Consider the following 3,112-nt stretch of genomic DNA (forward strand, 5'->3'; position numbering starts at 1 on the left):
ATATGAAAAATATAACTAAAAAAAATATTCCTGAATTTAAAACTGAGGAAGAAGAAAGAGAGTTTTGGGCCGATAAAGATTCTGCAGAATATATTGATTGGTCAAAATCTAAAACTATTACTTTGCCAAAATTAAAACCGACTCTAAGGACTATTTCAATCAGATTCCCCGAGATAATTATTGAAGAATTAAAATTTCTCGCTAATAAAAAGGATGTACCTTACCAATCTCTGCTGAAAATATTTGTAGCAGAAAGAATAGATGAAGAGCTTCATAAATAAGATAAGATAACACCAAATGAACCGGATGAAAACGCAACATGTCATTGACAATTTTTCATTCTGCAGACGTGAAGTGGTTTTTGGAATAAAAAATTTTTTAAGGAAAATTCCTTAACCTGTGTTTCATAAAATATCAGTTGTTTTCACCGTTGATTTAAGCATTAATAAACAACCTGTTTGATTCAGCATATAGCTATTATTTTTTTTAAACCGCACTCCGGGGGCATCATGCAATTAAACAGAATACCGGGATTTATATTTTTTTTATATTTATCACTTAATTTTTCTGCTGTTTCCCAGACATTAAATTTAAAAATTGATAAAGTATTTACAATAGGCGGGCCGGAGATTGAAAAAGAGGGGTATCTTTTTATTGCTCCTCAGGAGGCTTTTACAGACTCTTCGGGAAATATTTATGTAAGAGATGTTGTTACAACCATGGGCTATCACAGTCAATGCATTAAAAAATTCGACGCTCACGGTAAATATGTTCTGACAATAGGAAGAAAAGGAAAGGGCCCTGGCGAATTCCTGCGGATATTAAGTTTCTGTATAAACCAAAACAATGAAATTTTAACTTACGATGAAATTAACAGAAGATACTCTATCTTTTCAACCGAAGGAAAGCTTTTAAAAGACTTTCGTGCAACAAAAAAAGGATACTTTTCTCTGCATGCTCTCCGCGCTTTTGGCACAAATAAATTTCTGATAGCACACGAGCAAATGCCCGAATATAAAATCAACAATGTATTTACTGTTTTTACAAATGATATGAAGAAAATTCTCTTTTCTTTTGGTACAAAAAAAGATTTTCAGAACAATACTGACCCTCTTTTTGAAGAAATCTTCTACTATGAAAAAATTCCTTTTGCTTTAACTGATTCCACAAAACTGCTCGGTTCACACATATATTACAATGGCTGCGCAACATTTATGGAAAATAAAAACGGAACATGGATATCAAAAGAAATTAAAGCGCATAAATGCAGATATACAAATGTGGACAGAATCCCGGGAAAATACGTAAAATCCAAAAATTATTCTGCATATAAAAGCCCCGGTATTTTTATTATTCCATGCAGACACAATGGTAAAGTTTACGGATATTTAATAAGAAATCTTACAGCCGGAATTTTCCCTTTTCAAAAAGATAAATTCATACAGTTTATTTTGATTTTGGTAAAAAAGAATGAGTATGAATTCGGGTTTAATCTTTTTTCAGATAACGGCGAATTCCTTGGATACCAAAAAATAAAAACTTATACTGACTTTTATTCAATATCTCATTTTAAAGTCATTGGCACGGATAACAAACACGGGTATTTTGTTTCCGAACAAATTGACAGCTGCCCTGTGATAACAAAGATTTCCATCAGGGAATAATACAAATACTTAAAAAAGAGGATATTCATATAGCAATTTAGTGATTTCTAAGATTTATACAACCATCTTTTCCCCCGCACCTGAAAATCTCACACCCTTTCCTATCCTCTCCCTTGACTTTTTCCCTGATATTTTGTAAACTTACAGTGCTCAGAAAATTGAGCTATTCAGACTCCGAGTCTTGTTCCCTACGGGTGGCTTACCTATGGGAAAAGACCGATAGGGTTCGGCCGGAAACAGCCGTGCCTCCCGTACTTGGAAAGGAGTTAAAATGATACCGGCATTATTTCTACATACCGCTTTCTTTTTATCTCCTTTCCTTAAAGATATTCCATAATCCGGATTGTATTGGGGCAGTATAATGGATCAGATAATGCGCGGCATTTCAGACGCGGTAAAAATAATTCTGTCATTTGACAGAGAATTTCTACAGATAGTTTCAGTTTCCGTAAAATTGTCAATTGCATCTACTCTGCTTGCATCTATTCTCGGAATACCTGCAGGAATTTTTATCAGCACTACCAGGTTCCCCGGACGTGATTCAGTAAAAACTGTGCTCAGCACTTTAATGTCCCTGCCCACTGTTGTTGTGGGACTCACAGTCTATGCGTTTTTATCCCGCAGCGGCCCTCTTGGATCCATGAAACTGCTCTATACTCAGGCTGCAATAATCATAGGCCAGACAATTCTGATATTCCCGATAATCACTTCCCTGACAATCTCAGCTGTATGCACTATGGACAGAAGAATTAAGGAGACTGCGCTTTCTCTCGGAGCAAATCAGTCTCAGGCTTTCAGAATCTTTCTTAAGGAATCAAGATACGGAATAACTGCTGCTGTTATTGCAGGGTTCGGCCGGGTGTTTGCCGAAGTAGGAGTCTCTATGATGCTCGGCGGAAACATACGCCACTACACCCGGACAATTACAACTGCAATCGCTCTTGAAACAAGCAAGGGAGCTTTTTCCATGGGCATTGCTCTCGGAGCTGTACTCCTTGTTGTGGCCTTTGCAATAAATATCGTGTTTTTACAGTTCCAAAGATATGCAGGCAGATAAAAATGTACTTACTTGAAAATATAAAATTTTTTAGAAACAAATTCAATCTTACAGTTGACAACCTTAAAATAGAAAAGGGTAAAAGTTACGCAATTGTGGGGCCCAACGGATCCGGCAAATCAACTCTTCTTGAGCTTCTTGCTCTTCTGCAGAAACCGAATTCAGGTACAATTATTTTTCAGGGGCGCAGAGTAAAGCACAATAATTCCGGACAGATCTTAAACATGCGGCAGCAAATCAGCACCTTACTGCAAAATCCCTATCTCTTTAAAACAAGCGTAATATCTAACATTCAGGCAGGGCTTAAAATAAGAGGGATTTCTGAAAAAGAAATTTCAGAAAGATGCAGTAAAATAATGGATGAACTTAAAATCTCTCATCTTGCAGACCG

At 36.3% G+C, this 3,112-nt stretch carries 4 protein-coding genes and 1 riboswitch; all 4 genes read left to right on the forward strand.

The window, feature by feature from the left end; translation table 11 throughout:
• Positions 1–2: 2 nt before the first annotated feature.
• Positions 3–281: a BrnA antitoxin family protein gene (locus tag J7K93_12975; GenBank protein MCD6117922.1), complete on the forward strand. Its 279-nt coding sequence runs from the start codon at positions 3–5 to the stop codon at positions 279–281.
• A gap of 228 nt (positions 282–509) precedes the next feature.
• The gene (locus tag J7K93_12980) at positions 510–1,664 is read left to right on the forward strand and encodes a 6-bladed beta-propeller (protein MCD6117923.1); all 1,155 of its coding nucleotides are present in this window, start codon (positions 510–512) and stop codon (positions 1,662–1,664) included.
• A 160-nt stretch (positions 1,665–1,824) separates the two neighbouring features.
• Positions 1,825–1,946: riboswitch (molybdenum cofactor riboswitch) on the forward strand.
• A gap of 79 nt (positions 1,947–2,025) precedes the next feature.
• Entirely contained in the window at positions 2,026–2,721 is a 696-nt protein-coding gene (locus J7K93_12985; protein ID MCD6117924.1) for an ABC transporter permease, read from the forward strand.
• Positions 2,722–2,723: 2 nt separating this feature from the next.
• Positions 2,724–3,112, forward strand: a 389-nt coding sequence (locus J7K93_12990) for an ATP-binding cassette domain-containing protein (protein ID MCD6117925.1), incomplete at its 3' end; no start/stop codon positions are given.

Source organism: bacterium, assembly GCA_021158245.1.
In the GTDB taxonomy this organism is placed as follows: domain Bacteria; phylum Zhuqueibacterota; class QNDG01; order QNDG01; family QNDG01; genus QNDG01.

Coding starts and splice junctions, on each gene's coding strand:
- J7K93_12975 (MCD6117922.1), top strand. CDS start 3: ATGAAAAATATAACTAAAAAAAATATTCCTGAATTTAAAACTGAGGAA.
- J7K93_12980 (MCD6117923.1), top strand. CDS start 510: ATGCAATTAAACAGAATACCGGGATTTATATTTTTTTTATATTTATCA.
- J7K93_12985 (MCD6117924.1), top strand. CDS start 2,026: ATGGATCAGATAATGCGCGGCATTTCAGACGCGGTAAAAATAATTCTG.